This is a genomic window from Streptomyces sp. NPDC054956 (assembly GCF_053609185.1).
Map to the genome: position 1 here is coordinate 26,198 of NZ_JBSGXB010000010.1, position 26,110 is coordinate 52,307.

Below are 26,110 nucleotides of genomic sequence, written 5' to 3' on the forward strand. Positions count from 1 at the left end.
GTCAGGCCGGGCGGTCGGCGAGCGCGGCCTCGTCGTGGTCGTCGCCGTACCACTTCTCGCTCCAGCGGGAGAAGGCGACGATGACGATGTCCCGGTGGCCGGGGCCCCCGTCGGCCGACAGGACGTCCGTGACGTCGTGGGCCAGCGCCCGGTCGTCGAGCAGGACGGCCTGGCCGGGGTCGAGGGTGCCCTCCCAGAAGGGGGCGTCCGCGCCCGGCTCCCAGAGACGGGTCTCGCCGCCGGCCACGTTCTCGCGGCGGAAGACGGCGATCATGACGAACTCGTGCCCGTCGTGGTGCACGCCCTCGGGCGTCAGCGGGCCGGGGCGCCCGCCGTCCGCACGCGTCCGGTTCTGGTGGACGTTGATCTGCCAGTCCTCGGAGCGGTCCAGACCGAGGGCCTCGGCGCCGACGGCGATCAGCGGGGTGAAGTCCACCTCGATCGGCTCGTAGCCGCGCCGGATGCCGCCGCCGACCGAGTTGAACGTCTTGTACGTGGTGTAGTCGCGGTGCGGCAGCAGTTCGAAGTGCCAGGTGTCGTCCTTGGGGGACAGGCGGTACTGGTCGAACCGCTTGAAGCGCGTGCCGTTGCCCATGTAGTCGTCGACCGGGAGGTCCTCGTAGCTGGCGAGGATCTCGGCGGAGACCTCGGGCAGGTCGATGACGGAGAAGCCCTGGCTGTTCAGGGGCATGACAAAGCCTTTCGAGCAGTGGAAGTGGTGGGGGGATCGCGAGGGCGAGGGGGCGGCGGCTCAGACGGCCGCGGCGGGCATCCGCTCGTCGAGGTAGCGCGCGGAGGAGTTCAGGCGCCACAGGGTGCCGCGGGCGATGGCGCGGCGCATGCGGGCGGACTCGGCGGCCGGCACGACGACGTTGTGGAACCAACCCGCGGCGTGCTGGGAGTCCACCGTGATGTGCAGGCGGTGGTAGACGATGCCGATGTCCGGCAGGCCCAGGCGCTCCCAGGCGTGCACGACCTGCACGAAGCGGTCGGGAACCATCCACTCGGTCATCCCGAGGAAGCCGACGGCCTCCGGGTAGAACTGGCGGTACCGCGAGAGCATCACCGCGAGGTTGCCGGACAGCAGGGCGTTGGCCGTGAGGCTGCGCTCCAGCTCGTCGTCCGGGATCTCGAAGACCTCGAAGATCTTGTTGAACAGCAGGGTGTGCACCTGCTCGAGATCGCCGTTGCCCATCTCGTCCCAGAAGTTGGCGGCGATCTCCATCTTGGCCTTGCCGGAGGTGCCGACCTGCATCATCGCCAGGAGGTCGTCGAAGCGTCCGTCGACCACGGACTCCTGCATCACGTAGGTGCGCAGGTCGTCGGCGGTCGCCTGGTTGCGGATGAACTCGTGGTAGTACGCGTGCTTGAAGACCCGGTGGCCGCGGGCGAGCTGCTTGAGCCAGGACAGGTAGGCGTGAGGGTCCTCGGGAGCCTCGGCGAGCAGGCCCGGCTCGATCCGGGCGTCCTCGGCGTGGGCCGTCGCGTCCTCGATGAGCCGGGTGATCTCGTGCACCACGACCGAACCCTCGGCCGTCGGTCCGTCGGGGATCAGCGTGTGCAGCCGGTAGATGCGTGCGAGGAGCAACTGCTGTGCGTAGAAGGCGTCCTGATTGCCAATCAGGGCTTCGTCGTTGAGTCCGCGGACGCCGTCGAGGAGGATTTCCCGGGCCTCGCCCGCAAAGGCGGCGTCGACCTCGTCGACGGGCTTGGTGAGCCACTCGGAGATCTCGTTGACGAAAGCGAGGGGATCGGTCGGGGCCGTGGTCCGAACGTGCAGCTCACGGGTTTCCATATATATAAGTTCCTTGTGTATGTGTTCACGCCAATGGCCCATCTGCCTGAATGGTCCGGGGCATGAGGGTGACCGGGGCCGACGGGATTTGTCGGTCCGGATTCGGCGAGCGCGCGCCTGCATTCTTCGATTCATCGCGCCGGGCGTCGTCGCCGGCGTGCGGATTGCCGAGTGCCGGGCTTTACTGCCAGCCGGCGTCTTCGGTCGTGGGCGTCGGCGTGGGCGTCGGCACCGGCGCGGGCGCCTGCCAGCCGGCGTCGTTGGCCGGAGCCGAGACCTGCGCGGACGCGGCGACGGCCACGACCGGAGCGCTGATGCCCACTGCTACTGCGAGTACGACTGCCGTTCCCAGAACCTTCGCTCGACGCATCGTCTTTCCCTCCCCGTATGCGGCTTCGGCGGATCACTCGTCGCCGATCACTGATTCCGATTCTGGCCATCGGCCGATCCGACCTGAAGGGGATCCGGGGCGAGCAAAGTGGCCATGTCCTCAGGAGGACAAAGGTCGTTGGGGATCGTCGCGCAGCGTGGTCGCCGTCGTCACCACTCAGGGATGGGCAGCATCGGGACCTCGGCGCGCAGCAGCCGCCACCCGGACAGCCACGGATGGGCGGCGCGGGCGGCGCGCCACAGCTCCCCCGCGGCGGCCTCGGCCTCGGCGAGCGAAGGAGCCCGCAGGTAGACGCCGAGGACGGGGTCGGCCGCGGTCTCCGCGTGGACGGCGATGTGGACGACGTCCGCGCACCCGGCCGCTGCCTCGGTCATGGCCGAGGCGGTGCGTCCCGGCAGCGGCTCGCCGGACGGGTGTGACGACAGGTGGACATGTACGAGATACATGGGTGACCTTGGGGACGGTTGGGGGACTGACCGTGCTGATTGGGCTGAAAATCGATCCCGAGCGCTGATTTCCAGCCAGCCATAGAGGTAGGAACCGGATTCCACGCTTAAGGGGCAGGGAGAAACTCCCGCGTCCGGCCGGTTGCGGTCGGATAGTCTTGCCATCACTATTCCGCGCGCGAAAGCGGAATGGGTGTGTAACGGGAGAAAACTGAATGCTGACTCGACTGGGGATTGATTCGGTCACCGAATCCGTGTATCGGACCATGCTGGCCCACCCACAGGGCGACGTCCTGGAGTGGGCCGCCCTTTTGAGGCTGTCCGAGGCGGAGGTGCGCCGCGCCCTGGGCCGTCTCAGCGAACTGGCGCTGGTGCGCGCCTCCGCCGACGACGCGTGCCAGATCCGGGCCGTGAACCCGATCCTGGGTCTGGAAGCCCTGATCGCACGTCAGCAGGCAGAGCTGGCCGCGCAGCAGCAGCAGGTCGAGGCGAGCCGTGCCGCGGTGGCGGAACTGGTCGCGGAGTACGCGCACCAGCACTCGCCCGCCGCGGGCGTCGGGATGCAGTACCTGGACGGGATCGACTCCATCCGCGAACACATCGAGACGTTCAACAGCGAGGTCAGGGAGGAGTTCTTGACCTTCGCCCCCGGCGGCCCGCAGACCCCCGCCAACATGGAGGCCTCGCGGCCCATCAACCAGAGCCTGCTCGAACGCGGCGTGAAGATGCGCACCGTCTACCTCGACAGCATCCGCCGTGACCCGCCGACCGTAATGCATGCCGAGTGGCTGGAGAGCCTCGGTGCGCAAATCCGCACCACGCCGAGCCTGCCGAACCGGATCATCATCTACGACCGCGAGGTGGCCCTGATCGCCGCCGACACCGACAACACCGCCGTCGGCGCGGTCGTCGTGACCAGTCCGGGCCTGATAGCGATCCTGTGCGCCCTGTTCGACAGCGTCTGGGAGTCCGCGGAACCGCTCGGCTCCCCGGCACGGCCCGACCCGGGGGAGCTCACCAAGCAGCAGGTCGAACTCATCCGGCAGATGGCCCTGGGCCGCACGGACGAGGCGATCGCCAACAGCCTGGGCGTCTCCACGCGCACCGTGCGCCGCGCCTCGGCCGGACTGCTCCAGCACCTCGACGCGCGCAGCCGGTTCCAGGCCGGCGTGCATGCCGTCCAACGCGGCTACCTCCGTTCCTCGTCCGAGTAGCCCCCGGTCCGCCGCCACCGGTTGTCTGTCCAGGCCGGCGGGCCCCTCACCTCCGAGGATCTGGCCGCGAGAGGTCATGTCTCCTACCGGCCAGGACGATCGCCCCTGCCGCTCCCCGCGGTGGCACATGATCCTGCTGGAGCGAAGCCGACGGCCTCGCCGCGGTCCGGCCGACAGGGCCCGGACCGACCAGTGGAAGGGGAGCGGTCATGTCCAGCGGCAGAACCGTGCTGTTCGTCAACACCCGGCCGAGCCCCGCGGAGGCCGAGCCCTGCTACGAGGCGGCGCGTTCGCTGGGGCTGGACGTGGTCCTGCTCGCGGACAACCCCGTCGCCGTGCAGGAGGGGTACCTCGCCGAGTGGGTCCCGGTGGACACCTTCGACCTGCCGGCGCTCGTCGCCGCCGCCCGCGGGGTCGCCGAAGTCCGCGATGTCGTCGGCGTGGTGTGCTGGGGCGACCGCGACGTCGAGGGCGTGGCCGCGGTGGCCGAGGCCCTCGGGCTGCCGGGCAACACGCCCCTGGCCGCCGCGACCGCCCGCAACAAGGCGCTCACCCGCGCCGCCCTGGCCGGCTCCTGCCCCGACCTGACCCCGGCCTTCGCCCGGGTGAGCACCGAGGAGGAACTGGAGCAGGCCCTCGTACGGGTCCCGCTCCCGGCCGTCCTCAAGCCGGTCAGCGCCTCCGCCAGCAAGGGGATCTACTCGGTCTCCACCCACGAGGAGGCGAAGGACGCCTTCGAGCAGCTGCGGCGCTACACCGACCCGGCGAACGACCCGATCTTCCGCTACAACCCCGGGCAGCTCCTGCTGGAGCAGCGCATCGAGGGCACCGAGCACAGCGTCGACGGCATCGTCCGCGACGGCCGGCTCGTCGCGGCGGCCGTCACCGACAAGTTCGTCCGGGAACCGTTCTTCATCGAGTACCTCCAGACCCACCCCACCAGCCTCGGCGAGGAGGTCCAGGCCCGCGTGCTGGACGCCGCCGCGCGGACCGTCGCCGCGCTGGGCCTGGGCACCACGGCGATCCACCTCGAGCTGAAGGTCACCGCCGAGGGTCTGCCCGTGGTGCTGGAGCTCAACAGCCGCACCGGCGGCGGCTACATCACCACCCACCTGATCCCGCTCAGCCGCGGTTACTCCTTCCTCCAGCAGGTGCTGATCGCCGTCTGCGGACTCGGCTCCAGCGCCGCCGTGCCGCCCGCGCACCTCGTGGCCGGCTCCTGGCAGGTCCTCTCCGACCGGGAGGGCAAGCTCGGCGCCGTCGAAGGCGTCGCCGCCGCACTCGCCGTCCCCGGAGTCCTGCACTTCGCCCAGGACGCGCCCATCGGGACCGCGGTGGCCCAGCCGCCCGCGAGCTTCACCAGCGCCGTGCTCGGCAGCCTCATCTCCCGCGGGCCCTCCCACGCGAGCGTGACGGCAGCCCTCGAAGCCGCACAGGCCCTCGTACGCCCGGAAGTCGAGTAGCCCATGCACCAGCACCAGCACCAGCACCAGCACCAGCACCAGCCCCTCGTCCTCGTCCTCGGCGGCGGCGGACCGGCCGGCCACGTCGCCGACTGGTCCCGCCGCACCGCCGGACAAGCCGCCCGGCGCGGCATCCGCCTGATCGTCGCCGACCTGCCCGAGAACCTGGCGGGCGTGGCCGGCCTCCCCTCCGTCGTCGAGACGGCCGAGGTCGACTACCGGGACGCCGAGGCGTGCACGGCGCTCGCCACCGCCGTCCACGCGCGCCGCCCGCTCGACGCCGTCATCGGCTTCCGGGAGTACTCCCTGATCCCGGCCGCGACCGCCGCCGCCGCGCTCGGCCTCCCGTGGAACAGCGTGGAGTCCGTCCGCACCGCCCGCACCAAGGACCTGTGCCGCGCCGCGGTCGCCGCCGCGGGACTGCCGCAGCCGCAGTGCCACCGGGTCGCGGACCCCGAGACGGCCCGGCGGCTGCTGGAGCCCCGTACGGGACGGTGGATCGTCAAACCCCGGGACGCCTTCGGCAGCGAGGGGGTCCAGCTGTACGAAGCCGGCGCCGGCCGCGAGGACCTCGCCGAACTGGTCCGCTCCGCACTGGAGTTCAGTGACGAGGCGCTGGTCGAGGAGTTCGTCGACGGCAGCGAGTACAGCGCCGAGGGAATCATCGTCGGCGGCGTCCCCCACGTCCTCGAGGTGACGGCCAAGCGCACCACCGAGCCCCCCTTCTTCGTCGAACTGGGCCACGAGCAGCCCGCCCGCCTGCCCGACGCCGTACGGGAGGCGGCCGCCGACACCGTGCGCCGCGCGGTCCGCGCGGTCGGGCTGACCCACAGCCTCTTCCACGTCGAGTTCTGGGTGACCGCCGACGGGCGGATCGTCTGCGGCGAGGTCCACTCCCGCACCGGCGGGGACTGGATCCACGCCCTGACCGAACACCGCAGGCCCGGACTCGAACTGTTCGGCAGCGTCCTGGACGACGTACTGGGCCGCCCGGTCACGCTCCCCGAAGCCGACCCGGAGCGGCGCGCCGCCGTGCACGTCGCGGTCCCGCCCGCCGGCCGGCTGACCAAGGTCCTGGGCGCCGAAGCCGCCCGCACCGAACCCGGATGCATCGCCGTGGACGTGGTGGCCCGCCCCGGACAGCTCATCGCACCGCTGCGGGACTCCTTCGCCCGCGGCGCGGTCGTGGCCGCAGGCACCGACCGGGGCCGGGACGCGGCCGAACTCGCCGGACGCATGGCCGCCGGCCTGACCTTCGAGACCGAATGAGCACCACGGCACTCGACGCACCGGCCCTTTCCGCCCGCGGCCGGGCCGCGTCCGTGGCCCTCTTCGGGGCCGTCAACCTCTTCGTCCGCGGCGGTCTGGCCGTCCTCGGCATCATCGGCGCCCACGACCTGGGCTGGTCCCCGGCGCTCACCGCGCTCCTGGTGGCGTACGCGACGCTGGCCATGCGCTTCGGCCGGATCGCCGTCGCACCGCTCCTGGGCAGGGGCTCCGTCCGCACCGTCACCATGACGAGCATGGCGGCCGTCGGCGCCGGATTCCTGCTGCTCGCCGCGTCCCCCACACCGGGCGCGGCCTGGGTGGCGCTCACGCTCCTCGGCGTCGGCTACGGGGCCGTCGTGCTCTCCATCAAGGTCGCCCTGGTCAACGACCGGCCCCGGGAGGTCTTCAGGGGCCTGGGACTGCTGGCCACCGCGCTCAACGTGGGCGCCGCACTGGGGCCCCTGCTCAGCGGAGTCCTCCAGGCCGCACTCGGCGGCCGCCCGAACTTCCTGGTGCTCGGATGCGGCTCCCTGGCGTGCGCCGCCCTGGCCGGCCTCCTCCCGGGAGGCAGCGCCCGCAGCGAAGTACGCCTGGACCGGGCCTCCTTGAAGCTGCTGATCGACCGCCGGGTACTGGCCCTGGTCGCACTGCTGGCCGTCGCCTTCTGCTTCTACGCCCAGCTGTACGCCACCTTCCCGCTGCTCCTCCACGACCGCACCGGCTCCGACGGCCTGCTCGGCGCGGTCTTCGCCCTCAACGCGGTGGTCGTCATCGCCCTGCAACTGCCGGTGACGGCACTCGCCGACCGCAGCGAAGCGGTCCGCCGCTACGGCAGCGGTGCGGGCCTGGCGATCTTCGCCCTGTCCTTCCTGGTCCTGGCCCTCTGGGACTCCCTCGGCGGCGTCCTCGCCGCCACCGTCCTGGCCAGCGTCGCCGAATGCCTGCTGCTCCCGCTGATCGAGGCCGAGCTCGCCGAGCGGCTCGGACCCCGGGCCCTGACCGCGGCGTTCACCCTCTCCGCCGTCGGCATGGGACTGGGCGAGTCCATCGGCTCGTACGCGGGCGTGCGCTTCACGCTCGCCCCGGGCTCCTCCGCGGTCACCTTCCTGCTGGTCCTGGCCCTCGCCTCGGCCCTGGCCGGCCTCTGCGACGGCGCCCTGGCACACCGCCGCGGCGCCCCGACGAAACAGAACTGACGATCCCATGCTCTTTGACGACTGGTACGCGAAGTCCGGCGTGCGCACCCAGCCGCCCCGCGTGTTCGACGCCTCGGTCCCGGGACACCTGCCGTTCTCGGCCGCGGCCGTCCCCGAGATGGACCATCCGCGAGTCCGCGCCCTCGACCCGGAAGTACGCTCCCGGATCCTGACCCAGCACCTCTACCGCTACCTGCGGTACACGGTGAACCTGGAGACCAGGGTGGTCAACCGCGCACTCACCGTCATGGCCACCGGTGACGTGGCCATGGAACTCTCCGCACGCACCCGCGAGGACGCGCTCAAGATCCTCACCGACGAGGGGTTCCACGCCCTCGCCAGCATGAACATGCTGCGCCAGGTCGTCGACGCCACCGGAGTCACCCCCGTCGCCTACGACTTCGACCCGGTCCTGGACCGCCTCGACGTCCCCGTCCGCAACCCCACCGCCGGCTACGGCTCCGTCCGCCACCTGCTCCAGGCGTGCGTCTTCGAGACGATGGTGACCTCCATCCTCGACCAGCTCCCCGCCGACGAGTCCGTACACCCCACGATCCGCGCCCTCGCGGCCGACCACGCGTACGACGAGCGGTACCACCACGCCTTCTTCTCCCGGTTCTTCCCCGACGTGTGGACCTCCCTCGACCCCACCACCCGCCTGGTCGCCGCCCGCGACCTGCCCGGACTGATCAACGCCTGCCTCGCCCCGGACCTGGCGACCTCACGCGCCGCCCTCGCCGACGCGGGCCTGGCCCGGGACACCGTCGAGGACGTGATCCGGGACTGCTACGCCCCCGACGAGGTGGCGGCGAACACCCGCCAGACCGCCCGGCACACCCTGCGCCTGATGCAGAACACCGGCGTCCTGGACAGCCCCGAGGGCCGGGACGCCTTCGAGGAGGCAGGGCTGCTCCTGCCCGGCTCCAGCGCGCTGCGGCCGCTCGCCGCGCCGTTCGCCGGCCCGCACATCGTCCCGCTCGCCTCCCCCCTCCCCGCGCCCTTCTAAGTACCGGCCCCGAAGGATGAGAAGAAGCAGATGAGCACGAAAACGACCTCGGCCGCCGCTGCCCTCGCCCCGGCGGATTCCCCCGCACCGGGGATCAGCGCCGTACCCCCGCAGATGGTGTTCCCCGCCGCGCGGACAGGCGGCGCCCCCGCCGGCCAGATCACCGTGGGCGACGACATCGTCGCCACCGACACCCGCTGGAGCTTCGCCGGGGACACCCCCAGCCGCTTCGACGCGCACGTCAACAAGAGCGTCCCGCTGTACCTGCACGGACACGAACTCATCCGCAAGTGCGTCGACTTCTTCTCCCGGCCCGGCGGCACCATCATCGACGTCGGCTGCTCCACCGGCACCCTGCTGGCGGGCATCGCGGAGAAGCCCACCAGCAAGGACATCACCCTGATCGGCATCGACATCGAAGCCGACATGGTCCGGGCCGCCCGCGCCAACTGCGCGCACCTGGAGAACGTGACGATCACCCAGGGCGACGCGCTGACCACCGACTACTCCGGCGCCAACGCCGTGATCATGTACTACACGCTGCAGTTCGCACCGCCCCACCAGCGCAAGGCGGTACTGGAGCGGATCTGCGACGGCCTCGTCGAAGGCGGCGCCCTGCTCCTCTTCGAGAAGGTCCTCTACCCGGACTCGCGGCTCCAGGACATGGTCCAGCAGCTGTACCTGGAGTTCAAATTCGACAACGGGTTCGGCGCCGAGGAGATCTACAACAAGGCGCGCAGCCTCCGCTCGGTGATGGCCCCGCAGCCCACCGAAGCCACGTACGAACTGCTGCGCGGAGCCGGCTTCAGCAGCATCGTCACGATCCAGAAGTACCTGTCCTTCGAAGGCATTCTCGCTATCAAGTAAGGGGCTCGGGCCACCATGAGCACGATCAGTACCTATTACGCCGAGGGAACCCAGTTCCTCTTCGAGGACCCCGAGTTCAGCGTCGTACGCGACTGCGTACCCGGCCAGGCCTACGAGCCGGTCGTCGCCTCCCTCCTGTCCTCGGCCCTGCGCGAGCCGGGCGCCAGGTTCGCCGACATCGGCGCCCTCTACGGCTTCTTCGCCTGCTGGGCCGCCCGCCACGTGCCGGGCCTGAGCGTCACGGCCTTCGAGCCCGAGCCCACCTACGTCGACGTCATGCACCGCAACATCGCGCGCAACAACGTCGACGTACGGGTGGCCCAGGTGGCCCTCACCGACAAGGAGGGCGAGGTCTCCTTCCACGGCCGCACCGTCGAACCCGACGGGGAGTGGTCGAACTGGCGCCGCAACTACCTGTCCTCGCTGCGCAACCTGCCCTCGCGCGTGGCCGACCAGATCTCCTCCGCCGACTTCGAACGCCGGATCGTGGCCGGCCACAACGCCCCCGCCGCCGGCCTGCTCGCCGTGCCGGCACGGACCTGGCAGGTCAAGCGCCGCAAGAAGACCGCCGTCGACGAGTCCCACAGCGTGCCCGGCATCGACCTGGACACCTGGGCCCTGCGCGCCGACTGGTCGCCGACCGTCGCCAAGATCGACGTGCACGGCGGCGAGGGCCTGGTCCTGCGCGGCATGCGCGACACCCTGGCCCGCTCGGTCCAGCACCTCTTCCTCGAACTCCACACCCCCGACTACCTCGTCGACACCGGGTACGAGGAGATCTTCCAGATCGTCGAGGACGCAGGCCTGACCCTCTTCGAGGTACGCGGCTTCCGCCACAGCAAGGGCTCCCTGGTCCGGCTGACCCCCGAACGCAAGAAGCGGATGTGCGACCCGCAGACCTGGACGCCCGAGGAGCTCTACTACATGCGCTTCCTGTACGCGTGCCGCACCCCGTGACGGATCCCGTGACGGACCCTGCAACGGGCGCCGCCCCGCAGGCAGGGCCGCTGATCGGCGTCAGCACCTACCGCGAACAGGCCCGGTGGGGAGCCTGGGACCAGCCGGCCGACCTGGTCCCGCACGGCTACACCCGGTGGCTCCGCGCGGGCGGAGCCCTCGTCGGGCTGCTCCCGCCGGCCGATCCGGCACTGGCCGCCGCGGCGATCGCCCGGGTAGACGCCCTGGTGGTGCCCGGCGGACCGGACGTCGAACCCGCCCGCTACGGGGCCGCCCGCGACCCCCGCACCGGCCGGCCCTCCGCGGCCCGCGACGACTGGGAACTCGCCCTGATCGCGGCCGCACTGGACCGGGGCATCCCGCTCCTGGGCATCTGCCGCGGCGCCCAGCTGCTCAACGTCGCCCTCGGCGGGACCCTGGAGCAGCACGTGCCGGACCGGGTGGGCCACGAAGCCCACTCCGGCCGGCCGGGCGCCTTCGGCAGCCACACCGTGAGCCCGGTGCCGGGCACCCTGCTGGCGGCGCTCCTCCCGGACCCGGTCGAGGTGGCCACCTACCACCACCAGGCGGTGGCCACCCTCGGCACGGGCCTACGGGCCTGCGCCCACGCGGCGGACGACACGGTCGAGGCGGTGGAACTCCCGGGCTCCCCCTTCGTCCTGGGCGTCCAGTGGCACCCGGAAGCCACCGACGACCTGCGCCTGTCCCGGGCCCTGACCACCGCGGCCCGCGGCGGGCCCGCACTCCTCACCGGAACGTGTGCACCAGCTGGATCTCACCGACGATGTGGTCGTTGAAGAGGCCGAGCTCCTCCGCCGGGACCCACAGCTCCAGGATGGTCCGCCCGCCGGCCTGCTGCACCGGGTACCGCCGGAGGAACTCGGAGTCGACCTCGAAGCGGGTCACGTGACCGACGCCGCTGTGCTTCACGTTCCAGTCCCGGGCGATCCTGATCGCGTAGTCCTCGTTGAGGACCGGATAGAAGATCGGCTGCTCCGGCAGCCGGGGCGGCCACGCCCGCCGGCCGAGCTCCTCGACCAGCGCCCACTCCTTTGGGCCGGTCGGGCGCCACAGGGTCGTCGTCGCTCGCGGGCTGGTCATCACGGTTCGCCTTCTGGGAGTCGCGGGCCGTCGAAACGGCTGGTCGGAGCTGCCGAAGGTACGCGTCGGGCCGGTCCGGCGGCCACACCATTTCGGTGCGCACGCCTCATCCGGCCGGAGGCGTGGCCCGCCCGAAACGGCCGGCCAGCCGGCGCAGGTGGTCGACCAGCTCCGCGGGTCCGGTGACCTCGAAGTCGAAGTCGAGCAGGCCCAGGTGGACGGCGAGGGTCTCCACCGTGTCCGCGCCCGTGACCAGCACGCAGCTGCCGTCGTCGAGCGCCTCGACCGTGCCGACCGCCGGGTTGATCCGCTCGATCACCGCCGCCGCCGGGGCGTGCACGGTCACCCGCGCGTGGTGGCGCCAGGCCGCGCCCGACACGCGCCGGGAGACGTACGCCGCGAGGTCGCCGCCCGGCGGCTCGCGCGGGGTGAAGCGCGGCCCCGCCGGCGTGCGGGGCCGCATCCGGTCGATCCGGAAGGTCCGCCAGTCCTCGCGCTCCACGTCCCACGCCACCAGGTACCAGCGCCGCCCCCAGTTCACCGCCCGGTACGGCTCCACGACGCGCCGGGTCGCCGACCCGGCGTGGTCCAGGTAGTCGAAGCGCAGCCGCTCCCGGTCGCGGCAGGCGGAGACCAGCGTGGTCAGCACGTCCGCGGAGACGGCCGGGACCGGCCGGTCCGCCGGCACGGCCACCGTGTACGCGGCCAGCGCCCGCACCCGCCGCCGCAGCCGCGAGGGCAGCACCTGCTCCAGCTTGCCCAGCGCCCGCAGCGAGGTCTCCTCGGTGCCGGGCACGGCGCCCTGCGCGGCGGTGCGCAGCGCGATCGTCACCGCGACGGCCTCCTCGTCGTCGAGGAGCAGCGGGGGCATCGCCGCACCCGCGCCCAGCCGGTAGCCGCCGGTGGACCCGCGCGTGGCGTCCACGGGATAGCCCAGCTCGCGCAGCCGCTCGACGTCGTTGCGGACCGTACGGCCGCTCACCCCCAGCCGCTCGGCCAGTTCGGATCCGGGCCAGGCCCTCGGGGTCTGCAACAGGGAGAGCAGGCGCAGCAGCCGCGCCGAAGTATCGATCACAATTGCCAGCCTGCTCCCACATTAGGAACGGAACGTGCCTATATCGAGAATACCGTCGTCCTCATGAAGAACAGCAGCGGCAACGCCACCGACGCCCGTATCCGCCCCTTCCGCATCGACGTCCCCCAGGACGAGCTCGACGACCTGCGCGACCGTCTCGCGCGCACCCGCTGGAGCACCGGGATCCCCGGCACCGGCTGGAGCCGGGGCGTGCCCACCGACTACCTCAAGTCCCTGGCCGCGTACTGGGCCGACGGCTTCGACTGGCGCAAGGCCGAGGCCGAGCTGAACGAGTTCCCCCAGTTCACCACCGAGATCGACGGCCAGAACATCCACTTCCTCCACGTCCGCTCGCAGAACCCGGACGCGCTCCCCCTGCTCCTCATCCACGACTGGCCCTGCTCGTTCGTCCAGTTCGTCGACGTCGTCAAGCCCCTCGCGGAGCAGTTCCACGTCATCGTGACCTCCACCCCCGGCACCGGCTTCTCCGGCCCGCTCACCGAGGCCGGCTGGAACACCGGCCGCATCGCGGGCGCCTTCGTCGAGCTGATGGACCGGCTCGCGTACTCCTCCTACGGGGTCCAGGGGACCGGAGGCGGCGCCTGGATCGCCGCGGAGATGGGCCGGCGCGCCCCCGACCGGGTCAGCGCCGTCCACGTCAACGGCCTGGTCACCTTCCCCTCCGGGGACCCCGCCGAACTCGACGGCCTGACCCCCTCCGAGCAGGAGCGCCTGGCCCGCCTCGAGGACTTCCAGCAGGACAAGATGGGCTTCGTCGCCATCCAGTCCACCCGCCCGCACACCCTCGCCGCCGGCCTGCACGACTCACCCGTGGGACAGCTCGCCTGGATCGCGGAGAAGTTCAAGGAGTGGACCGACCCCGCCGCCGAACTCCCCGAGGACGCCGTGGGCCGCGACCGCCTGCTGACCAACATCAGCGTCTACTGGTTCACGGGCACGGCCGGCTCCTCGGCGAACCTCTACTACGAGTCGGGCCACGACCCGAGCGCCTGGGCCCCCAAGCCGCGCGGCACCGTCCCGACCGGCGTCGCCGTCGCCCTGCCCACGGACATCGCCATCCGCCGCTTCGCCGAGCGCGACCACAACATCACCCACTGGACCGAGCTGGAACGCGGCGGCAACTTCCTGTCCCTGGAACAGCCGGAAGCCTTCGTCACCGAGGTCCGCGCCTTCTTCGGCTGAAATTCCCGGGACCGGACACGCGCCGGATGTCGAAAACCGCCCGCCCCGTTCGACGGAAGGATGAGAGCCGACGCGGGACACCCGCACGAGAACCGAACAGGACACACCACCATGGGCAAGCTCATCCACTTCGTACACCAGTCCCTCGACGGATTCATCGAGGGCCCCGCCGGCGAGTTCGACTGGCCGCTGATGGGCCCCGAGCTGTCCGCCTACGCGCAGGAGCTGACCGGCGGCGACAAGGTGTTCCTGTACGGGCGCGTGGTGTGGGACATGATGTCGGGCTACTGGCCGCAGGCCGAGGAGCACTCGACGCACCCGCACGACCTGGCCTTCGCCCCGGTCTGGCGCGCGGCACCCAAGATCGTGGTCTCCCGCACCCTGGAGAAGGCCGACTGGAACACCCGCGTGATCGGCGAGAACGTGGCGCGGGAACTGACCGCCCTCAAGGACTCCGGTACGACGCTGCTCCTGTTCGGCGGATCCGAACTGGCCTCCTACCTCACCGAACACGGCGTGATCGACGAGTACCGGGTCTTCGTGCACCCGGTGATCCTGGGCGGCGGCAAGCCCACCCTCCGGCCCCAGCCCCGGCGGAGCCCCCTCACCCTCGTGGAGACCCGGACCTTCGACGACCAGGTGGTTCTGCTGCGCCACGCCCTCACCCGGCCCTGACGCGGAATCCTTCCCGCCGGGTGATCGACTGGGTATGGTCGGGATCAGACGTACGTACGACGGGGGTGGGCAGCGTGATCGAACTCGGGGTGTTCTTCGGTGCGGCGGGTCTGGCGGCACTGTGGATGATCGTGAAACTGCTGCGCCGGGGTGGGCGCCGCACCGAACCGGCGGAGGGCCTGCGCATCGAGCAGGCCCGCAGGGAGCAGGCGAGCAGCGACCGCGTCTCCTACAACTCGACCGCCGTGCACGGTTCCCTGACCCAGGGTCACCAGTACAGGCCGTAGCCCAGGGGCACGGGGGCGGGCCCGCGTCGGGGTCGCGCCCCCGAACCTCCTCGGGGGCGATCTCGGGGTAGCCCCCGGGTAACCCCCCGATGCGGTGGTACGAGCCCGGTCTGTAGCTTCGTGATCATGTCGCGAAACGGGAACGACGGGACCAGCGAAAAGCGGCGGATGTCGCGCGGGAAGCGGGCGCTGGTCATCCTCGGCTCGCTGGCCGCGTGCTTCGCCCTCGTCATCGGCTCGCTCTTCACCTGGCTCTACACCGGAGCCGAACTGTCCACCGTGGGCAAGGTGGACTTCCGCAACGCCCTCGCGATACCGCCCCTCGCCGCGTCCACCGTGGAGCCGGACGGAACCCGCGTCTTCGACCTGCGGATGCAGGCGGGGGAGACCGAGTTCACCCCCGGGACCAAGACCCCGACCTGGGGCTTCAACGGCAGCTACCTCGGCCCCACCCTCCGCGCGGCGAAGGGCGAGAAGGTCCGGGTGAAGGTGGCCAACACGCTGCCGGAGGAATCCACCGTCCACTGGCACGGCATGCACCTGCCCGCCGCGATGGACGGCGGCCCGCACCAGATGGTCCCGGCGGGCGGCAACTGGGCCCCCGAGTGGACGGTCTCGCAGCCGGCCTCGACCCTCTGGTACCACCCGCACCCGCACGGTGCCACCGAGACGCACGTCCAGCGCGGCCTCGCCGGCCTGTTCCTCCTCGACGACCCGGAATCGGCCGCCCTGCCCCTGCCCAAGACGTACGGGGTCGACGACATACCGGCCATCGTCCAGGACGTGAGCTTCGACGGCGCGAAGTTCGACCACGGCCACAAGCTGATGCGCAACGTCGGCTTCCTCGGCGACCGGACCATGGTCAACGGCACGCTGGACCCCTACGTCCCCGTCGAGAACGAACTGGTCCGCCTGCGCCTGCTCAACGCCTCCACCGCCCGCGTCTACACCTTCGGACTCGACGACGGCCGCGAGTTCCAGCAGACAGCCTCGGACGGCGGCCTCCTCGAAGCCCCGCACACCACCAACCGCCTGCGCCTGTCACCGGGCGAGCGCGCGGAGATCGTCGTACGGATGAAGGCGGGCGAGCGCCGAACCCTGCGCTCCTACCCCCTGGACGCCGGCCTGGACTTCTGGAACCAGCGCTTCGGGGGCGGCGACGACTCCTTCGACGTGATGCAGCTGCGCGCCGCACCCACCCTGAAGCCGTCGGCGGCCCTCCCCGCAACACTGGTGCCGTCCTCGCTCCCCACCGGCGACGACTCGGTCCGCAGCCGCTTCTTCGAGCTCAAGATGTCCGGCATCAACGGCCGGAAGATGGACATGTCCCGAGTGGACGAGACGGTCACCCGCGGCACGGCCGAGACCTGGACCGTGCGCAACGAGGACGGCATGCCGCACAACTTCCACGTCCACGACGTCCAGTTCCGCATCCTCGACATCAACGGCGAAGCCCCGCCCCCGTCACTGCGCGGCCCCAAGGACACCGTCTTCATCCCGAACGGCTCGACGGTCCGCCTGGCCCTGCGCTTCGAAGGCCCCGCGGACCCGAACACCCCGTACATGTTCCACTGCCACCTCCTCTACCACGAGGACGAAGGCATGATGGGCCAGTTCGTAGTGGTGGACCCAGGCCAACAGGCAGGCACCCCCAACCCCCAACCCAACTCCCACCAGCACTAGCGCGCGCCCGGCGACTCGCGAGGATCTCGTCCGGCTGACGAAGGCCGCTGCCCGCGCGATTCTTCGAGGTGGTGGCAGGATGACGCGGTGTCCGACTCTCTGCATGAACCCTGGCTGCGCGGCATCGCCTTCAATCCGGCGGCGCCCTCCGACGTACTGATACGCCTGATGGATGAAGCGGCCGGTGAGGCCGGCCCGCTGATGTGCGAGGGCCGCGACCTGCCCGACGACGTCATCGACGCGGCCCTGCGCCACCCGGCCAGGACCATCCGCCGCGCGCTCGCCGGCAACCGGCACGTCGACCCCGCGCGGCTAGCCCCCTTGGCAACGGACCCGTTGGGGCTCGTCCGTGTCCGGCTCGCCAACCCCCGCCCCCGCCACCGACGGGTCCGACCGCTGCCGGACGACATCCTCGTCACCTTCCTGACCGCCCGGGACGGGGGCGAGGAGGGCATGCTGACCGAGAACGAGATCATCGAGGAGCTGAGCTTTTCCCGGCAGATCCCCCTGTCCTTCTACCGTTCCATGGCCGGGCACGAACACCCGGAGCTCCGCGTACGGGCCACCTGGAGGTGGCAGTCGCTCACCCCCACGGAGCGGGAGGCCCTGCTCGACGATCCCGACCCCGTGGTACGGGAAGCGGCACGGAGCCACCGCTGGGAGCTGGACCCGGAAGCGGTGGAGGCCAAGCTGCCGACCTTCGGCTCGCACGGCAAGCCGTTCGTGCTCGGCACCTGCGCCCTGTCGCCCGCGCTCGTCGAGCAGTGTTTCGCGGACGACACGGTGGGCCCCCTGACCTGGAACCCCCACACGCCGGCCGATGCCGTCGCCCGGCTCGCCCGCCACCCCGAGGCCAAGATCCGCGCAAGGGTCGCCGCCCGGCCCGACCTGGCACCGGACCTGATCACCGAGCTGAGGGAGGACCCGGACCAGGACGTGCGGATGCGCGCACACCTCCACCCCTTCCCCCGCACCTGGGCCGAGTGCCGGGCGATCCACGAGGTCATCGGGCACGGTCCGGACTGCACCTGCCCGATCACCGAGCCGGCCACCGAGCCTGCGCCCGACTGGTTCGCCGCCTGCGCGGCGTCCGAGGAACCGGTGCTCCGCCGCGTCGCGGCGAGCTGGCCCGGCCTGCCCGCAGCACTCGTCGAGACCCTCGCGCGGGACGACGACGAGGAGGTACGGATCCGGCTGGCCTGCCACCACCCGCTGGCTCCGCCGCACCTCCTCCTGGACGTCTTCGCGACCCGCCCCGCCCACCGTCCGCACCTGCTGACCCTGCCCGGCTTCCCCGGCACCGGCCGAACGCACCTCATCGGCCACCCGGATCCCGAGGTACGCGCCCTCGCCGCAGCCGATCCCGCCCTGCCCGAACCCCCGGTGGACGACCCGGACGAGTCGGTGCGCCGGGCAGCCGCCGCCAACCCGAGCCTGACACCGCAGGCCCTCGAAGCCCTCCTCGCCGACCCCCGCACCGCGGAGGGCGCCGCGGCCAACCCCTCCCTCCCCGTCCCCCGCATGTACGCACTCCTCGACCGCTGCCTGAACGGCACCGCCACCCCACCGATGCCGGCCCCGCACCGCGCTACGTGAAGCCGGCCCCCTACCGCCCGAGCGAGGCGAAGAACTCGCGGACGTCACCGATCAGCAGGTCGGGCGCCTCCAGAGCGGGGAAGTGCCCGCCGCGGTAGAACTCCGACCAGTGGGTGATGTTGTGCGCCTTCTCGGCGAACCGGCGGATGGCGTAGTCGCCGGCGGCGAAGACCGCGACACCGGTGGGCACGGTGGCGGGGGGCTTGGGAGCCCACATGCTCGCGTCGTGGAAGCGCTCGTAGTAGGAGTTCGCCACACTGCGCGCGGTGTCGGTGAACCAGTAGATGCTGACGGTCGCGAGCAGCCGGCCGAGGTCCACCGCGTCCTCGGGCAGCTCCTTGGCCGGGTCCGTCCACTCCTTGTACTTCTCGGCGATCCAGGCGAGCTGTCCGACGGGCGAGTCGGCGAGGGCGTGGGCGATCGTCTGCGGCCTGGTGCCCTGGAGCTGCATGTACGCGGACATGTCGTCCTGGAAGTGCTTCATCGCCTTGAGCCGCCGCTGCTCGGCCTCGGTGAGCGCGGCCATGTCCGCCGGGTCGCCCGTGGGGAAGGCGACGAGCGCGTTGGCGTGCACGCCGATGACGTGCTCGGCGTCGGCCCGCCCGAGGGCCGCGCCGATGAAGGCCCCGATGTCGCCGCCCTGCACGCCGTACCGCTCGTACCCCAGCCGGGCCATGAGCTCCGCGAAGGCCGAGGCGATGCGGGTGTCGTTCCAGCCCGTCTCGCTGACGGGCCCGGAGAAGCCGAAACCGGGCACGGACGGGATGACCAGGTGGAAGGCCGGCTCGCCGGCCTCCGGCGCCGTCAGGGGTTCGATCATGTCGAGGAAGTCGACGACCGAGCCCGGCCAGCCGTGGATCAGCAGCAGCGGGACGGCGTCCTGACGCTCGGAGCGTACGTGCAGGAAGTGCAGGTTCTGCCCGTCGACGACGGTGGTGAACTGAGGGTGCCGGTTGAGCTCGGCCTCGGCGGCGCGCCAGTCGAACTTCTCGGCCCAGGCGGTGGCCAGCTCCTTGAGGTAGCTCACCGGCACGCCGCGCTCCCAGCCCGCGCCGGGCAGCTCGTCGGTCCAGCGAGTACGGCGGAGCCTGCTCCGCAGATCGTCGATGTCGGCCTGCGCGATCTCGATGCGGAAGTTCTTGATCTCGTTCGTCATGCCTTCAACATTGCCGGTAACGAGACCGGCCCCACATCACGAGATCTCGTTATCTTTGCCGCGTGGGGATCTTCGCGAGCAGTAGTACTTTCATCGGCCGCAGCGCTGAACTGACCGCGCTGCGGGCCGCCTACCAGGACGAGAACGTCTCCACCGTGCTGGTCTGCGGAGAGGCCGGGATCGGCAAGTCCCGGCTGGTCGAGGAGTTCACCTCCCGGCTGGGGGCCGCACCGCTGGTGCTGACCGGACGCTGCCTGCAGTTCGGCAACGACGGGCTGCCCTTCGCCCCGTTCCTCTCCCCGCTGCGCCGCCTGTCGGCCGTACCGGGCGACTTCGGGGAAGTCCTCCTGGCCCTGGAGCGCTCCGCGGACACCCGCCCGCTGATCCTCGTACTGGAAGACCTGCACTGGGCGGACCGCTCCAGCCTGCAGCTCCTCACCTTCCTGGTGGCCAACCTGGCCCACAGCGGAGTCTTCCTGCTGGGCACGCACCGTGCGCCGAGCGGGCCGCTGCGCCGACTGGTGGCCGAGCTGACACGGCTCCCCGCCGTCCGCCAGGTCACGCCCACACCGCTGACCCGGCACGAAACGAGCCGGCAGCTGGCCGGCCTGCTGAGCCGCGAGCCCGATCCCGCCGTCGTCACCCGCGTATTCGCCCGCAGCCACGGCAACCCGCTGTTCGTCGAAGCCCTCGGCAGCTCACCCGACCACACCCCCGCGGCCCTGAGCGAACTCCTGCTGGCCGGGCTGCCCGAGCTGCCCGCCGAAGCCCACCAGGTCCTCACCCTCGCCTCCGTGGCCGGAACCGAGGTGGACCACGAGGTCCTGGCGGCCGTCTGCGACCTGCCCGCGCCGGATCTGCACCAGGCGCTGCGCCTGCTCGTCGGCGAACACCTCCTGCTGCCGACCGACACCGGATACTCCTTCCGCCACGCACTGATCGCCCAGGCCGTCCACGACCGGCTCCTGCCGGCGGAGCGGACCCTCCTGCACGCCGGCTTCGCGGCCGCCCTGTCGACGATGCCGCGGCGGGTCGCCCAACTCGCGGCGCACGCGCACGCCGGCGGCGAGCACGCCCTCGCGCTCACCGCGTCCTGGGAAGCCGCCGGACAGGCGAAACTCGCCGGCGCCGAGCCGGAACGGATGCAGCTCCTGCGACGGGTCCTGGAACTCTGGGACACCGCGCCCACCCCGCCGGGGCTGGACCGGCTCACCGTCCTCGACCACGCGGTCGAAGCAGCCCTGGCCACCAGTGCCGTCGACTCCGGACTGCGCTGGTCGGCCGAGGCCCTGGCCGTCGCCCCGCACCCGCGCCGGTTCTACCAACGCGCACGGCTGCGGAACCTGGGCAACAGCGGCGGCATGGACGACCTGCGCACAGCGCTGGAACTCCTGCCCGAACCCTCGCTCCTGCGCGGCCAGGTCCTCGCGGACCTGGCCGCCGCCCACGTGTTCACCGGCGACGCCGACCAGGGCAGGAACCACGCACAGGCGGCCCTGCGGATCGCCGAAACCCTGGACGACGCCGTGCTCATGGCCCGCGCCCACGCCTACCTCGGCCTGGCCGCCGGCGCCGACCCCCGGACCGCCCGCCACCACTTCGCCGCGGCCCGCCGCACCGCCGATCCGCAGACCGCCATCGACGTCGCCACGTGGGAATCGGCCTTCCACGTCGCCATGGGCTCCTACGCCGAAGCCATCGAGGCCGTCCAGTCCGGCCTCAAGACGGCCCACGCCTCGTTCCAGTACGCCCGGCACGCCCCGATCCTGGTCGTCAAATGGGTACAGGCCCTGACGGCCACGGGCCGCTGGACCGAAGCCCTCGACCTCATCGACGAGGCCCTGGGCGAACCCGAACTCCCCCAGCTCAGCCACGCGGCCCTGCTCATCAGCCGCGGCGAGATCCACCTGGCGCAAGGAGACCCGGCCGCCGCCACGGCCGCCGCCGAGACCGCGGCACCCCTGATCGGAGACGGCCCCTGGGCCCGCCCGTACCACCTCCGACTGCACACCCTCCGCGCCCGCCTCGCCCCCGGTACGGACCACCCCCCGGCCCCGGCCGAACTCGCCGCCCACCCGCACGAGGCATGGGCACTCCTCGCCGCGGTCCGCCCGCCCGAACTCCCGGACCTCCCCGTCGTCGGCCCCGTCGACGAGGCCCACCGGGCCATGGCCCGCGGCGACCTGCAGTCCGCCGCACGCACCTGGCAGGCACTGGGCCGACCCTTCGAACTGGCCCTGTGCACAGACCCCGAACCCAAACCACCCCACCCGCCCAAGGGCACCCCGGGCCTACCGGGACTGACCGCCCGAGAACTCGAAGTGCTCCACCTGGTGGCCGAGGGCAAGAGCAACCGCCAGATCGCCGCGGACCTGTTCATCAGCATCAACACCGCCGGCGTCCACGTATCCCGCATCCTCACCAAACTGAACGCGTCCACCCGCACGGAAGCAGCCCGCAAACTCCTCGACGCCACCACGCGCTGAGACCTGACCGCCCCACGGCACGCAGAGCACACGATCCCAGCACGCCATGAACACCGCCGAGCGCTTCCCGACCGTAGATTCTCCGCTGGAGACAGCACCACAGCGTGAGTCGCGGAGGTCGGTCACCCCGCCCGAGCAGGGTGACGACGGCTGCTCCCGATGTGCGTGCCGATGGGTACCACGTCATCAAAGGGGAGACGCGGAGCCGCACTTCTGACCGACCTCCCGGGCATCGCCCCCATCAGCTGAGGCGGGCCGGCCCCTTCCGGCCCGCCTCTACCGGGAGCTCGACCCGCCGTACGGGACCGGTCCGTGGAGCAGCCGACTCCCGCGACCGGTCAGGGCAGGGTCCACCAGTGGTCGTCGCCGCCGGTGTAGTTGCAGGGGAAGACGCCCACACGCTGACCGTTGATCTTCACGGAGTAGTCGTCCACGTCGAGGCACATCGGCCGGCCCGCACGTTCGGACTTGGCGTTGACCAGAAGGAAGGCGCTCTGGTCCACGTTCCACTTCCGGTACCAGAGCTGGTTGTCGCCCGTGGTGTTCTGGCAGGGGTAGAGCCCGACGTAGGAGGCGGTCTTGGGCGCCTCGAGGTCCCCCAGGTCGATGCACAGCCTCGGCTGGTCGGAAGAGCGGATCAGGAAGCCGTCCACCCCGTCGACGAGGTCGAAGGCCTGCTTGTGCCCCGAACCGGCCCCGCAGTCGAACTGCGCGATCCGGCTCCCCTGGTTCGGGATGCCCTCGGCGGCGATGTCCAGGCACTTGCCGGTGGTGACGTTGCGCAGGGTCCGCTGGAAGAAGGAGGACGGCGGCGCCCCCGCGGGCAAGCCTTCGGCCGGCGGGGGAGGGTTCTTCTTCGACGGGGCCGGCTGGCCGGGCCCCGGAACCGGCCCCTGCGACGCCGGGGGCGCCACCGGCTCGGCACTGGGCCCGGGAGCCGGCGCCGACGCTTCCGGGGTCTGGGAGAGCTCGGGTGAGGGCCCCGGTTCGACGGGCGCGGAACTCTGCTGGTCCTGCCCCGGGTCCTGCGGTGAGGAGGCCTCCGCGGCGGGATCCTTCACGTGGTCGGGCCGGTTGGCGATGACGAGGACCGCGACCAGAACGGCGAGCGCGCCCCACTGCGCCGGAGTCCTCCACCGCCGAAGCCGTTCACCTCTCCCACCCGCCCGCGGACCGGGCCCCGCGACCGAGCGCGAGACGACCGTCCCGTCGGCATCGGCCCGGGTCTCCGACTCGGACTCCGACTCCGCCTCCGACTCCGCCTCCGACTCCGACGGAACATCCGCGACGGACACGGATCCCCCGTCCGCCGCCGAGGCGGCATCCGAGGCCGGTGGAACGGCTGCCGCGGCGGCCGTCGCGGCGGTGTACAGTCCCCGCGCCTCCTGGAGCTTCTGCTCTCTCGTACGGGCGTCGCGGGCGAACCGGTCCTCGACGACCCGCTTGAGCCGCGACAACGGAATGATCTTCTGGCCGGAGCGGTACTCGCTCCACACGCTCCGGCTGCCCTCGTACCGCTGCTCCAGCTGACTCACCGTGTACTCGGCGGTCAGGTCCCTCAAGAACTGGGCGAGGGCATTGGCCTCGTCCGTCCGCCCCTTCAACGGACCCGGCGGGCGCCCAGGTCTGCTCATCTCTCTCCCCCTCCAAAGCCCCGTGTGATCCCGCCAGGCTCGTGCAGACTCGCGGACACCAAGCGTCCCCACCCCATCTGAGCTGCACAGACGCAACTGCACCTATGGCCGGACCATCAGATCAGGTTCCAGCGTGCCGTTCCACCGCTTCCGCCAACCAGGACAGCGCGACGGATGTCCGTTGGTTCCGGAAAGACGGACCCCCTCGCCCCTCCTCGGCACCCCCTGGGCAACGCCCTCGGAGACGATCCGGTCCCATCCCCCCCGGACCTCCCAGATGTAATAATCACTCCCCTGGTTGGTCCATTACGCACTCGGAGGAGACCTTGCCTTTCGCGCACACGGCCGAGGCCGCACGAGCATGGGTCCACGGCTGGACCGTTTCGCGCGGCGCAGCCGAACCTGTGCCCCGTGCCTGGGGTTTCACCATCGACGTCGGCCAACCCGGACACGTCGTGCGCCACGTCCTGAACTCCGCGGACGAGGCGACCGTCCGCAAGATCACCGAGAACGCCACCGCGCCCGGCGTCTGGCTTAAGGCGTTCGTCCCACCGGAAGCGCTCGAACCCTGGCTCGCCCCCGGCTGGCACCTCGCCGGCGGAGACGGCTACCTGATGTCCGCCCCGCTCCCCAACGCCCACCCCCGGGCCCTGCCCGAACCCCCCGACGGTTACCGCCTGACCACCTGGACCCGCGCCGGCCTCACCCGATCCCTGGTGCGCACCACCGACGGCGCCTTCGCCGCGCGCGGCCAGCTCGCCGTCACCGCCCTCGGCGCCGTGATCGACCAGGTGGAGACCGACCCGTCCCACCAACGCCGCGGCCTGGGCCGCCTGGTGATGCACAGCCTCACCACCGCCGCCGCGCACCAGGGAGCCAGAGCGGCCGTGCTGGCCGCGACACCGGAAGGCCGAGCCCTGTACGAGTCACTGGGCTGGCACACCCTCTCCCCCCTGACGGGCGCCGCGCGGAACTGAGAGGTTCCGCGCGGCCGGTGGCCGGGCGCTGAGGGAGCGCGGCGAGGGCAGCACGGTCCTGGGTGGCTTGCTCACCGAAGCACGACCGGCCCCGCAACCCCCACCGTCGGTGGCTGTAGGGGTTGCGGGGCTGGGGTGGAGGGCCGGCCGTTCGCCGGCTGCGGGGTCTACACCTTCGGGGGGATGAGGCCCGGCAGCCAGTTGCGGGGGTCGAGCTGGTTCCAGGCCGAGGCGCCTTCTACGCCCTTGAGGTATGCGATGGCAGTCGTCTGGCACAGCTGCTGTGATCCCGGGTACCGGTTCTTGCAGATGTCCAGCATGTCGTTGCCGAAGACCGCGTTGATGTGCATCGCGCCGTCGGTGTTGTTCACGAAGGCCTTCTCGCCCTGCATGTCACGGTAGTTGCGGGACAGGAAGTCGTGTCGGGCGCAGGGCTCGCGGAAGTCGTACTTCTTGAAGGGGACGTCGCGGACGAGGTTGCAGTAGTTCGTGGACCACCGGAATTCGTAGGGGTCGGGCACGCCGCGCAGGTGTTCTTCACGGGCGGTCTTGAAGGCCTTGCGGCTGGCGGCGTTGTCCTGGGAGAGCTCGGCGTAGCGGGCGGCCTTGGCCTGGGCGGAGGGGGCGGGGCCGGCAGCCGGCGCGCCGAGAGTGGCCCACTTGTCGTTGCTGCCGTTGCCGTCGTACTTCTGGACGGAGCGCCTGTCGGGGGCGAGGCGGTAGAGGTAGTGGCCGCTCGTGGCGAAGGCCTTCGCGGGGCCACTGACGCGGTCCCACTTGCCGGGGAGGCCCCTGTACTTGTACAGGTCGCCGTTGTCGGGGTTCGTGGCGTAGAGGGTGTTGCCGGCGAAGATGGTTCCGGCGGGCCCGCCCACGGGGTTCCACTTCTTGGTCCCCGGGTCGTGCTGGACGACGGCCTTGTGGTCGGGGGTCAGGCCGAAGAGGTTCTTGTCGGTGACGGCGAAGGTGGCGCCGGGACCGCCGACGACGTTCCACCCACCGTCGTACCTGTGGATGGTCTTGTCGTCGGGGTTGGTGACGTACAGGTTCTTGTTGGGGCCGGCGAAGAGGTCCTGGGCGCGGTTGCCGACCTTGCGCCAGACACCGGGCTTGCCGCTGTACTCCATGACCAGGTTGTGGTCGGGGCTGACGCCGTAGAGGTGCTTGGAGGTGGCCGCGAACGTGGTGCCCGGGCCGCCGATGACGGGCCACCGGCCGGTCTCGGGGTCGTACTTGCTGATGTCTCCACGGCCCGGTTCGATCGCGTAGACGGTGTCACCGCCCGGGTAGAGCTTCTGCGTCGCGTCCTTGACCTTCATCCAGTTGGCCTGGCCCTCGGACCACTCGTAGACGGCCTGACGGTCGGCGGCGAGCGCGAAGACGGAACTCCCGGCGGCGACGATCTGGTCCATGACCACGGGGGCCGGACCGGTCTGTCGCTTGACCGGGGCCGCGTTCGCGGCGACGCCGACGGCCACGACGCCGATGAGGAGCAGGCAGAGCATGCGGATGGCGCCGTGGATGCGCTGCCACCAGCTCGTGCTCGTGGGCCGTTGAGGGGACTGCCGGTCGTATGCGGGCATGACGGGGTCCATCGGGATTCCTTCCGGGACGTTGAGGTGAAGGGGACGCG

Annotated in this window: 24 protein-coding genes; 15 read left to right on the forward strand and 9 right to left on the reverse strand. The window is 71.4% G+C overall.

The window, feature by feature from the left end; genetic code table 11:
- Window position 1: 1 nt before the first annotated feature.
- The 4 genes from ACWGDE_RS03810 to ACWGDE_RS03825 all read right to left on the reverse strand — a co-directional run bounded on the left by ACWGDE_RS03810 (window position 2) and on the right by ACWGDE_RS03825 (window position 2,632).
- A complete protein-coding gene (locus tag ACWGDE_RS03810) occupies window positions 2–691 on the reverse strand; it encodes a 2OG-Fe dioxygenase family protein (protein ID WP_453387360.1) in 690 nt (229 codons plus the stop codon).
- 60 nt (window positions 692–751) lie between these two features.
- A complete protein-coding gene (locus ACWGDE_RS03815) occupies window positions 752–1,795 on the reverse strand; it encodes an iron-containing redox enzyme family protein (protein ID WP_453387361.1) in 1,044 nt (347 codons plus the stop codon).
- A gap of 181 nt (window positions 1,796–1,976) precedes the next feature.
- Window positions 1,977–2,165, reverse strand: coding sequence for a hypothetical protein (locus ACWGDE_RS03820; RefSeq protein ID WP_453387362.1), 189 nt, complete (start codon window positions 2,163–2,165; stop codon window positions 1,977–1,979).
- A 170-nt stretch (window positions 2,166–2,335) separates the two neighbouring features.
- Window positions 2,336–2,632: a hypothetical protein gene (locus ACWGDE_RS03825; RefSeq protein WP_453387363.1), complete on the reverse strand. Its 297-nt coding sequence runs from the start codon at window positions 2,630–2,632 to the stop codon at window positions 2,336–2,338.
- A gap of 266 nt (window positions 2,633–2,898) precedes the next feature.
- On the opposite strand from ACWGDE_RS03825, the gene ACWGDE_RS03830 reads away from it, so the two are divergent.
- The 8 genes from ACWGDE_RS03830 to ACWGDE_RS03865 all read left to right on the forward strand — a co-directional run bounded on the left by ACWGDE_RS03830 (window position 2,899) and on the right by ACWGDE_RS03865 (window position 11,401).
- Window positions 2,899–3,846, forward strand: a complete 948-nt coding sequence (locus ACWGDE_RS03830) for a LuxR C-terminal-related transcriptional regulator (protein ID WP_453387364.1) — start codon at window positions 2,899–2,901, stop codon at window positions 3,844–3,846.
- A gap of 209 nt (window positions 3,847–4,055) precedes the next feature.
- Complete coding sequence (locus ACWGDE_RS03835; protein ID WP_453387365.1) at window positions 4,056–5,309, forward strand: ATP-grasp domain-containing protein; 1,254 nt, start codon at window positions 4,056–4,058, stop codon at window positions 5,307–5,309.
- Between the two features lie 3 nt (window positions 5,310–5,312).
- Window positions 5,313–6,578: an ATP-grasp domain-containing protein gene (locus ACWGDE_RS03840; protein WP_453387366.1), complete on the forward strand. Its 1,266-nt coding sequence runs from the start codon at window positions 5,313–5,315 to the stop codon at window positions 6,576–6,578.
- Window positions 6,575–7,774, forward strand: a complete 1,200-nt coding sequence (locus ACWGDE_RS03845) for an MFS transporter (RefSeq protein WP_453387367.1) — start codon at window positions 6,575–6,577, stop codon at window positions 7,772–7,774. The genes ACWGDE_RS03840 and ACWGDE_RS03845 overlap by 4 nt, the downstream gene beginning before the upstream one ends.
- A gap of 7 nt (window positions 7,775–7,781) precedes the next feature.
- Window positions 7,782–8,780 (forward strand): diiron oxygenase, encoded by a 999-nt coding sequence (locus tag ACWGDE_RS03850; protein WP_453387368.1) that lies wholly within the window; start codon window positions 7,782–7,784, stop codon window positions 8,778–8,780.
- Window positions 8,781–8,810: 30 nt separating this feature from the next.
- Window positions 8,811–9,647 (forward strand): methyltransferase domain-containing protein, encoded by an 837-nt coding sequence (locus ACWGDE_RS03855; RefSeq protein ID WP_453387369.1) that lies wholly within the window; start codon window positions 8,811–8,813, stop codon window positions 9,645–9,647.
- Window positions 9,648–9,662: 15 nt separating this feature from the next.
- On the forward strand, window positions 9,663–10,604 hold the full coding sequence (locus ACWGDE_RS03860) for an FkbM family methyltransferase (RefSeq protein WP_453387370.1): 942 nt from the start codon (window positions 9,663–9,665) through the stop codon (window positions 10,602–10,604).
- A gap of 8 nt (window positions 10,605–10,612) precedes the next feature.
- Window positions 10,613–11,401, forward strand: a complete 789-nt coding sequence (locus ACWGDE_RS03865; protein ID WP_453387371.1) for a gamma-glutamyl-gamma-aminobutyrate hydrolase family protein — start codon at window positions 10,613–10,615, stop codon at window positions 11,399–11,401.
- Here the strand turns inward: ACWGDE_RS03865 and ACWGDE_RS03870 are convergent.
- Together ACWGDE_RS03870 and ACWGDE_RS03875 are read right to left on the reverse strand one after the other, a co-directional pair.
- Window positions 11,352–11,705, reverse strand: a complete 354-nt coding sequence (locus ACWGDE_RS03870; RefSeq protein ID WP_453387372.1) for a hypothetical protein — start codon at window positions 11,703–11,705, stop codon at window positions 11,352–11,354. The two genes, ACWGDE_RS03865 and ACWGDE_RS03870, sit on opposite strands and share 50 nt — an antisense overlap.
- A gap of 106 nt (window positions 11,706–11,811) precedes the next feature.
- Window positions 11,812–12,780 carry a helix-turn-helix transcriptional regulator gene (locus tag ACWGDE_RS03875; protein WP_453387373.1) on the reverse strand — a complete coding sequence of 323 codons (969 nt, stop codon included), beginning with the start codon at window positions 12,778–12,780 and terminating at the stop codon, window positions 11,812–11,814.
- Between the two features lie 63 nt (window positions 12,781–12,843).
- Here ACWGDE_RS03875 and ACWGDE_RS03880 point away from each other — a divergent pair, with 63 nt between their 5' ends.
- From ACWGDE_RS03880 to ACWGDE_RS03900, 5 genes are all read left to right on the forward strand, one after another.
- Window positions 12,844–13,983 (forward strand): epoxide hydrolase family protein, encoded by a 1,140-nt coding sequence (locus ACWGDE_RS03880; protein ID WP_453387374.1) that lies wholly within the window; start codon window positions 12,844–12,846, stop codon window positions 13,981–13,983.
- Between the two features lie 111 nt (window positions 13,984–14,094).
- Complete coding sequence (locus ACWGDE_RS03885; RefSeq protein WP_453387375.1) at window positions 14,095–14,658, forward strand: dihydrofolate reductase family protein; 564 nt, start codon at window positions 14,095–14,097, stop codon at window positions 14,656–14,658.
- Window positions 14,659–14,732: 74 nt separating this feature from the next.
- A complete protein-coding gene (locus ACWGDE_RS03890; protein ID WP_453387376.1) occupies window positions 14,733–14,945 on the forward strand; it encodes a hypothetical protein in 213 nt (70 codons plus the stop codon).
- A 126-nt stretch (window positions 14,946–15,071) separates the two neighbouring features.
- Complete coding sequence (locus ACWGDE_RS03895) at window positions 15,072–16,628, forward strand: multicopper oxidase family protein (protein ID WP_453387377.1); 1,557 nt, start codon at window positions 15,072–15,074, stop codon at window positions 16,626–16,628.
- 87 nt (window positions 16,629–16,715) lie between these two features.
- Window positions 16,716–18,224 carry a hypothetical protein gene (locus ACWGDE_RS03900; protein ID WP_453387378.1) on the forward strand — a complete coding sequence of 503 codons (1,509 nt, stop codon included), beginning with the start codon at window positions 16,716–16,718 and terminating at the stop codon, window positions 18,222–18,224.
- Between the two features lie 10 nt (window positions 18,225–18,234).
- On the opposite strand, the gene ACWGDE_RS03905 is transcribed toward ACWGDE_RS03900, so the two are convergent.
- Window positions 18,235–19,380 (reverse strand): epoxide hydrolase family protein, encoded by a 1,146-nt coding sequence (locus ACWGDE_RS03905; RefSeq protein ID WP_453387379.1) that lies wholly within the window; start codon window positions 19,378–19,380, stop codon window positions 18,235–18,237.
- A 62-nt stretch (window positions 19,381–19,442) separates the two neighbouring features.
- On the opposite strand from ACWGDE_RS03905, the gene ACWGDE_RS03910 reads away from it, so the two are divergent.
- Window positions 19,443–21,866 carry an ATP-binding protein gene (locus ACWGDE_RS03910; RefSeq protein WP_453387380.1) on the forward strand — a complete coding sequence of 808 codons (2,424 nt, stop codon included), beginning with the start codon at window positions 19,443–19,445 and terminating at the stop codon, window positions 21,864–21,866.
- Between the two features lie 338 nt (window positions 21,867–22,204).
- Here ACWGDE_RS03910 and ACWGDE_RS03915 read toward each other — a convergent pair whose 3' ends face one another.
- On the reverse strand, window positions 22,205–23,500 hold the full coding sequence (locus ACWGDE_RS03915; RefSeq protein ID WP_453387381.1) for a ricin-type beta-trefoil lectin domain protein: 1,296 nt from the start codon (window positions 23,498–23,500) through the stop codon (window positions 22,205–22,207).
- Window positions 23,501–23,826: 326 nt separating this feature from the next.
- On the opposite strand from ACWGDE_RS03915, the gene ACWGDE_RS03920 reads away from it, so the two are divergent.
- The gene (locus ACWGDE_RS03920) at window positions 23,827–24,477 is read left to right on the forward strand and encodes a GNAT family N-acetyltransferase (protein WP_453387382.1); all 651 of its coding nucleotides are present in this window, start codon (window positions 23,827–23,829) and stop codon (window positions 24,475–24,477) included.
- A 167-nt stretch (window positions 24,478–24,644) separates the two neighbouring features.
- Here ACWGDE_RS03920 and ACWGDE_RS03925 read toward each other — a convergent pair whose 3' ends face one another.
- Window positions 24,645–26,072, reverse strand: a complete 1,428-nt coding sequence (locus tag ACWGDE_RS03925; protein ID WP_453387383.1) for a phospholipase A2 — start codon at window positions 26,070–26,072, stop codon at window positions 24,645–24,647.
- Window positions 26,073–26,110 lie beyond the last annotated feature (38 nt).

Bases quoted from the DNA above. Each gene is read 5' to 3' on its own strand.
- ACWGDE_RS03870 (WP_453387372.1), bottom strand. From the start codon at position 11,705: ATGACCAGCCCGCGAGCGACGACGACCCTGTGGCGCCCGACCGGCCCA.
- ACWGDE_RS03815 (WP_453387361.1), bottom strand. From the start codon at position 1,795: ATGGAAACCCGTGAGCTGCACGTTCGGACCACGGCCCCGACCGATCCC.
- ACWGDE_RS03905 (WP_453387379.1), bottom strand. From the start codon at position 19,380: ATGACGAACGAGATCAAGAACTTCCGCATCGAGATCGCGCAGGCCGAC.
- ACWGDE_RS03810 (WP_453387360.1), bottom strand. From the start codon at position 691: ATGCCCCTGAACAGCCAGGGCTTCTCCGTCATCGACCTGCCCGAGGTC.
- ACWGDE_RS03880 (WP_453387374.1), top strand. From the start codon at position 12,844: ATGAAGAACAGCAGCGGCAACGCCACCGACGCCCGTATCCGCCCCTTC.
- ACWGDE_RS03855 (WP_453387369.1), top strand. From the start codon at position 8,811: ATGAGCACGAAAACGACCTCGGCCGCCGCTGCCCTCGCCCCGGCGGAT.
- ACWGDE_RS03915 (WP_453387381.1), bottom strand. From the start codon at position 23,500: ATGAGCAGACCTGGGCGCCCGCCGGGTCCGTTGAAGGGGCGGACGGAC.
- ACWGDE_RS03895 (WP_453387377.1), top strand. From the start codon at position 15,072: ATGTCGCGAAACGGGAACGACGGGACCAGCGAAAAGCGGCGGATGTCG.
- ACWGDE_RS03820 (WP_453387362.1), bottom strand. From the start codon at position 2,165: ATGCGTCGAGCGAAGGTTCTGGGAACGGCAGTCGTACTCGCAGTAGCA.
- ACWGDE_RS03840 (WP_453387366.1), top strand. From the start codon at position 5,313: ATGCACCAGCACCAGCACCAGCACCAGCACCAGCACCAGCCCCTCGTC.
- ACWGDE_RS03850 (WP_453387368.1), top strand. From the start codon at position 7,782: ATGCTCTTTGACGACTGGTACGCGAAGTCCGGCGTGCGCACCCAGCCG.
- ACWGDE_RS03835 (WP_453387365.1), top strand. From the start codon at position 4,056: ATGTCCAGCGGCAGAACCGTGCTGTTCGTCAACACCCGGCCGAGCCCC.
- ACWGDE_RS03925 (WP_453387383.1), bottom strand. From the start codon at position 26,072: ATGGACCCCGTCATGCCCGCATACGACCGGCAGTCCCCTCAACGGCCC.
- ACWGDE_RS03860 (WP_453387370.1), top strand. From the start codon at position 9,663: ATGAGCACGATCAGTACCTATTACGCCGAGGGAACCCAGTTCCTCTTC.
- ACWGDE_RS03845 (WP_453387367.1), top strand. From the start codon at position 6,575: ATGAGCACCACGGCACTCGACGCACCGGCCCTTTCCGCCCGCGGCCGG.
- ACWGDE_RS03830 (WP_453387364.1), top strand. From the start codon at position 2,899: ATGCTGGCCCACCCACAGGGCGACGTCCTGGAGTGGGCCGCCCTTTTG.
- ACWGDE_RS03885 (WP_453387375.1), top strand. From the start codon at position 14,095: ATGGGCAAGCTCATCCACTTCGTACACCAGTCCCTCGACGGATTCATC.
- ACWGDE_RS03825 (WP_453387363.1), bottom strand. From the start codon at position 2,632: ATGTATCTCGTACATGTCCACCTGTCGTCACACCCGTCCGGCGAGCCG.